Origin of the sequence: uncultured Gemmiger sp. (assembly GCA_944388105.1) — a bacterium.
GTDB lineage: Bacteria > Bacillota > Clostridia > Oscillospirales > Ruminococcaceae > Gemmiger.
The window spans coordinates 1-6,325 of record CALXHN010000113.1; the positions used below are offsets into that span (position 1 = coordinate 1).

A 6,325-nucleotide genomic window follows, 5' to 3' on the forward strand; every position below is an offset into this window, starting at 1 on the left:
CCCCCGTCGCCCCTTCGGGGCCCCCGAAGTCCTTTCCCCCACCCCCCAAATGTGCTATAATAAATCCCATCCACCCCAAACCAACCACCCGGCCTTCCCGGCCGTACCCATACAGGAGGAAATTCCATGAAGATCCCTTCCAAAGGCTTTACCCACGGCGGCAAATTCCATGCCGACGACGTTTTTTCCACCGCCCTGCTGCGCATCGTCCGCCCGGACATCCAGATCACCCGGGGATTCGCCGTGCCGGATGATTTCGACGGCATCGTTTTCGATATCGGCGGCGGCATGTTCGACCATCACAGCGAACCCCGGGACACCCGTCCCAACGGGGTGCCCTACGCCGCCTTCGGCCTGCTGTGGCGGGTGCTGGGCCCCGGCCTGGTGGGGGAACACCAGGCCCGCCTGCTGGATGAAAACTTCGTCCAGCCCCTGGACCTGAACGACAACACCGGGGAACAGAATTCCCTGGCCGACGCCATCGGCTCCTTCAACCCCCTGTGGGACTCCAAGGACGACCCGGACCAGTGCTTCTGGCGGGCGGTGGCGGTGGCCGACCAGATCCTGCGCAACGAGATCGCCGCCGCCAACGCCGTCAACCGGGCGGACGAGACGGTCCAGCGTGCCTGGAAAGCCTCCAAGGACGGCATTGTGGTCCTGCCCGCCTACATGCCCTGGAAAAACGGCCTGTACAAGACCGACGCCATCTTTGTGGTGTATCCCAGCCAGCGGGGCGGCTACAGCGCCCAGTGCGTCACCGACTACAAGACCCGCCGCAGCAAGGTCCCCTTCCCTCCCGCCTGGGCCGGCCAGCCCGAGAATGTCCTGCGGGAGCGCAGCGGCCTGGGGCTGCGGTTCTGCCATCCCAGCCGGTTCCTCATCACCGCCGATGACAAGGACCAGGCCATCGAAGCCTGCCGCCGCGCCCTGCGCGCCGCCGGAAAGCCGGTGAGCCAGTGACCAGCCCCTATCTTCACGAGGACCCGCCCCGGGGCTTTGCCCCCAGCACCGCCGACCAGCGGGCGGAGGACGCCCCCACCGCCTGGGCCTACATGGTCCGCTGCGCCGACGGCAGCCTGTATTCCGGCTGGACCAATGACCTGGCCCGCCGCCTGCGCCACCACGCCGGGGGCACCGGCGCCCGGTACACCCGCATGAAGGGCGGGGCGAAGCTGGCCTACGCCCAGCGCTGCGCCGACAAGAGCGAGGCCCTGCGCCGGGAAGCGGCGCTGAAAAAGCTCTCCCGCCCCGAAAAGGAGGCCCTGGCCGATGCCTGGGCCGCCCAGCACAAGATCACCGTCCGGCTGGCCGATGAATCCGATGCCGAAGCCGTGGTGGACCTGTACAACTGGTACGTCACCCACTCCACCGCCACCTTCCAGTATGAGCTGTCCACGGTGGAGGAGATGCGGGAAAACATCCGGGGCGTGCTGCAGCGGGCCCCCTTCCTGGTGGCGGAGGATGCCACCGGCCGCCTGTGCGGCTATGCCTGCGCCCATCCCCTGCACCCCCGGGCCGCCTACGGCTGGTGCGTGGAAACCACCATCTACTGCGCCCCCGACTGCATGGGCCAGGGGGTGGGGGGCAGACTCTACCGTCCCCTGCTGGCCATGCTCAAGGCCCAGGGCTACCGGGAAGCCGCCGCCCTGGTCACCCACCCCAACCCGGAAAGCGAAGCCTTCCACAAAGCCCTGGGCTTTTTCAAGGCCGGCACCCAGCCCCGGTCCGGGTACAAGTTCGGCCGCTGGCTGGACGTGCAGACCTGGTGGCTGCATCTGGCGGAGGAATCCGACAGGGGAGAGCCCGCCCCCGTGCGCCTGGGTCTGACCCGGGCGGAAGTGGATGCCATTTTGGAGAAAACGCAATAAGAGACGCCCCGTTTCCGGCAGGATTTTACACATTCTGTCGGAAACGGGCGTTGTAATTTCACGGGTAAAATGGTAGTATATAACTTATATACAGGAAGCCTGCGGGCGGTCCCCGGCCGCCCTGCCCCCAGAAATAAAAAAGAGGACTGTTATGGAAAAGGACCGTAAAACCGTGCACCGCCGTCCGGCCCGGACCGGTGCCCCGCAAAATCCCCCGCGCCCGCCCCGCCGCTCTTCCGGCGGCCAGCGCCGCCGCGCGGTGCTGCTGTGTGCTGTCTGCGTGCTGGCCGTCATCCTGACCATCGTCATCGTGGTGCTGGCCGGCCGGGACCGGGGTCCCAAGGAACCCGCCGTGCCCGATGTGGGCAATGCCGCCGGCGCCTGGGCCAAGAACGAAAACGGCTTTTACTTCAATGATGCGGGCCAGGTCATCCTGCCCGCGGTGAAAAAGGGCATCGACGTGTCCAAATACCAGGGCGAGGTGGACTGGGAGAAAGCCCAGGCCGCCGGCATCGACTTTGCCATCCTGCGCTGCGGTTTCGGCAGCGAGTGGAACGGGGAAGGGGAGTATGCCCAGGACGACGAGTATTGGGAGCGCAACGCCGACGAGTGCACCCGGCTGGGCATTCCCTTCGGGGCGTACCTCTACTCCTACGCCACCACCGAGGAACAGGCCCGCAGCGAAGCCGACCATGTGGCCCGTCTACTGGGCCTGAAAGCCCCCGACCACGAGGGCCTGACCGACTACACCTCCAAGCCCTACAAGCTGGATTACCCCGTTTACTACGACCTGGAGGACAAGGCCATCACCGGCCTGTTCCCCGACGAGATGGCCAAACTCACCGCCGCCTTCTTCGACCAGCTGGAAAAATGGGGCTACACCGGGGAACAGGGGGTCTATGCCTCCCTGAACTGGACCCGGGGCCGCCTGATGGACGCGGGCTTTGATGAATGGCGGGACAATTTCTGGATCGCCCGCTTCAGCTCCGACCTGGGCTACACCGGCCCCTACACCATGTGGCAGGCCAGCTACACCGAACCAGGCGAGACCTACGGGGTGCAGAGCGAGACGGTGGACATCGACTTTGTGATGGAGGAGCTGCTGCTCACCGGCATCACCGACGCCAAGGCCGCCGCGGCCCAGCCCAGCTTCACCAACGATACCTATACCAATGAACTGTGGCTGGGCGCCGCCAAGGACAAGGTCACCCTGACCACCGATGAAGTCACCGAGGAGGAGGGGGGCCAGCGGATTTTCTGGACTTCCAGCGACGAGAACGTGGCCACCGTGAACAAGAAGGGCGTGGTCACCGCCAAGGGGGACGGCAGCTGTACCGTCACCGCCACCCTGGCCGACGGCCGCCAGTCCGCCGCCGTCACCGTGCGGGTGGGGCAGGTAACCGTGCCCGTCTACGCCACCGGCAACCTGCGGGGCGTCACCGACAACGGCACCGTCACCCTGGCCGACGTGGCCGCCCTGGCTTCGGGGCAGGACGCCATCCTGCTGGACGCCGGGGGCAGCGTGCAGGGCACCGCCAACACCAGCCTGACCGGCGGCATGGACATGACCTCCTCCTTTGCGGCGGCGGGGTATGACCTGCAGGCTTTCGACGGGGCGGACCTGGCCTTCGGCCCCGAACGGCTGCTGGATGACGTGGTCACCGCCAACGGCCCCTCCCTGGCCGCCAACCTGCGCGGCACCGAGGGCGCACCCCTGTTCTACCGCTCCACCTGCTGGAGCCGCAACCGCATCTCCAACGGCATGAACTACACGGTGCAGCGGGCGGGCAAGACCATCGGGTTCTTCTCCCTGGCTTCCACCGGCAACTACGCCCACGCCGCCGGCATGTCCGCCGACGACCTGGCCCAGACGGCCTCCGAGCAGGTGGCTGCCCTGAAAGCCGCCGGCGCCCAGGCCATCCTCTGCATCGCCGGACCGGACACCGATGTGACCCCCATCCTGAATGACCTAAAGACCCTGGGGGTGAACGCGGTCATCAGCGCCAACGCCGCCGAGACCGACGCCTCCGGCAGCCTGCCGGTCATCGCCGTGAACAGCGGCCTGGACAGTGTGGGCAGTCTGGAACTGGTATTTGACGCCCGGGGCGGTGTGAGCGTGCAAAACGCCGCCACCCTGCCCGCCGCCACCCTGCAGGCCAACCGGGAGACCCTCCCGGAGGAGGCCCGCACCGTCTACGATTCCACCACCCAAAGCCTGTCCCAGCTGGCGGCAGGGGACACCGAGGTGGCGGGGCAGACCCTCTTCACCTTTGAGGAGGGCAAAAAGACCATCTCCTTCGGCAACTATGTGGCGGAGGTCTGGCTGGCCTACGCCGACGGGGACAAGGACAACTGGCAGAGCCTGGAAGAAGGTCTGGCCGACCTGCCCCTCACCGCCGTGGCCGGGGGCGTGACCCAGCCGGACTACGGGGATATCACCCGGGGCACCCTGCTGAACAGCCTGCCTTCCGGGCAGCGGGTGCAGCTGGTCAGGACCACCGCCGAAGCGGTGGCCCAGCTGCTGGACAGCGGCACCGTCACCCAGACCTACGCCGACAGCCTGGTGGGCTATGAGGCGGAAGGGGACGCCCTGCTCATCACCGACACCGGGACCCTGCGCACCCTCAGCGACCAGAATTACACCGTCCTGCGGGATTACGGGGACGCGTTCTGGGATGTGCGGATGAACATCAACGACCGCACCAACAACTTTGCCGATCCGTTCGTGCTGCCCGACGCCCCCGCCTACGGGGCGGGCCGGGTGAGCTGAACGCCGAATATTCCGACACACGCCACTGCGGGAAGGAAGGGAACACCATGAAACTGACCTTTTTGGGCGCCGACCGGGAGGTGACCGGCAGCTGTACTTTGCTGGAGACCGGCGGGCACAAACTTCTCATCGACTGCGGCATGGAGCAGGGAAAGGACACCTACGAGAACGCCGACCTGCCCTGTGCCCCGGGGGAGATCGACGCGGTGCTGCTGACCCACGCCCACATCGACCACTCCGGGCGGATCCCCTACCTGTACAAGAACGGCTACAAGGGGCCCATCTACTCCACCGACGCCACCATGGACCTGTGCGGCATCATGCTGGAGGATTCGGCCCACATCCAGGAGCAGGAAGCGGAGTGGAAGAACCGCAAGGCCCAGCGCAGCGGCCGGGACCTCATCGAACCGGACTACACGGTGGAGGACGCCCTGGCGGTGATGGCCCAGTTCAGGGCCCAGCCCTACGGTAAGCGGGTGCCCATTGTAGACGGGGTGAAAGCCTGCTTCACCGACGTGGGGCACCTGTTGGGCAGCGCCTCCATCAGCCTGTATGTCACCGAGAACGGCAGCACCGAGACCATCGTCTTTTCCGGGGACATCGGCAACCTGAACCAGCCCCTGCTGCGGGACCCCCAGTACCTGACCGATGCCGATTATGTGGTGATGGAATCCACCTATGCCGGACGCAGCCACGGGCCCAAGCCGGACTATGTGGGGGAGCTGACCGCCATTCTGCAGCGCACCTTTGACCGGGGCGGCAACGTGGTCATTCCCAGCTTTGCGGTGGGCCGCACCCAGGAGATGCTCTATTTCCTCCGCCAGATCAAGGAGGAGGGGCGGATCAAGCACCACGATGGGTTTGAAGTCTATGTGGACAGTCCCCTGGCCAGCAAATCCACCACCATTTTCCGGGAAAACTATTCCGAGTGTTACGACGAGGAAGCCCTGGCCCTGGTGCGCCGGGGAGAAAACCCCCTGCAGTTCCCCAACCTGCGCATCAGCGAGACCAAGGAGGACTCGGTGGCCATCAACGCCGACCCCAACCCCAAGGTCATCATCTCGGCCTCCGGCATGTGCGACGCCGGACGCATCCGCCACCATCTCAAGCACAACCTCTGGCGGGAGGAATGCACCATCCTGTTCGTGGGGTACCAGGCGGGCGGGTCGCTGGGTCGGGCCCTGCTGGAAGGCATCGACGAGGTGAAGCTCTTCGGCGAGACGGTGCAGGTCAATGCGGAGATCGCCCAGATGTCGGGCATGTCCGGCCACGCCGACCACGAAGGGCTGCTGCGCTGGATCCACAGCTTTGCCCCCAAACCGGGGTTTGTGTTCGTGAACCATGGCGAGGACGCCGCCTGTGCGGATTTTGCCAAGGCCCTGCAGCTGGAAGGCTACGCCGCCGAAGCCCCCTACAACGGCAGCGAGTATCTGCTGGGCGGGGGACAGGTGCACTGTGTGGCCCCCGGCAACCGGGAAAAGATCGCCCCCAAGGAGCCCGGAGCCTCCACCGCCCCCGAAGGCTACAAGTCCCGCCGTGCGGCGGCCGCCTACGAGCGCCTGGTCAACATGGGCAAGCGGCTCATGGTGGTCATCGAGCACAACCGGGGCGGCGCCAACAAGGACCTGGCCCGGTTTGCCAGTCAGATTGCCTCGCTGTGTGACAAGTGGGACCGGTAAAGTTTCCC

General features: G+C 66.1%; 4 protein-coding genes. All 4 read left to right on the top strand.

The window, feature by feature from the left end; translation table 11 throughout:
* Positions 1–126: 126 nt before the first annotated feature.
* Positions 127–960 (top strand): MYG1 family protein, encoded by an 834-nt coding sequence (locus Q0K17_RS09980; protein WP_294542705.1) that lies wholly within the window; start codon positions 127–129, stop codon positions 958–960.
* Entirely contained in the window at positions 957–1,868 is a 912-nt protein-coding gene (locus Q0K17_RS09985; RefSeq protein ID WP_294542708.1) for a GNAT family N-acetyltransferase, read from the top strand. The genes Q0K17_RS09980 and Q0K17_RS09985 overlap by 4 nt, the downstream gene beginning before the upstream one ends.
* A gap of 151 nt (positions 1,869–2,019) precedes the next feature.
* Entirely contained in the window at positions 2,020–4,638 is a 2,619-nt protein-coding gene (locus tag Q0K17_RS09990; protein ID WP_294542709.1) for a GH25 family lysozyme, read from the top strand.
* A 47-nt stretch (positions 4,639–4,685) separates the two neighbouring features.
* Positions 4,686–6,317 (top strand): MBL fold metallo-hydrolase, encoded by a 1,632-nt coding sequence (locus tag Q0K17_RS09995; RefSeq protein ID WP_294542710.1) that lies wholly within the window; start codon positions 4,686–4,688, stop codon positions 6,315–6,317.
* The last annotated feature ends 8 nt before the right edge of the window (positions 6,318–6,325 follow it).

Coding starts and splice junctions, on each gene's coding strand:
- Q0K17_RS09980 (WP_294542705.1), top strand. CDS start 127: ATGAAGATCCCTTCCAAAGGCTTTACCCACGGCGGCAAATTCCATGCC.
- Q0K17_RS09990 (WP_294542709.1), top strand. CDS start 2,020: ATGGAAAAGGACCGTAAAACCGTGCACCGCCGTCCGGCCCGGACCGGT.
- Q0K17_RS09995 (WP_294542710.1), top strand. CDS start 4,686: ATGAAACTGACCTTTTTGGGCGCCGACCGGGAGGTGACCGGCAGCTGT.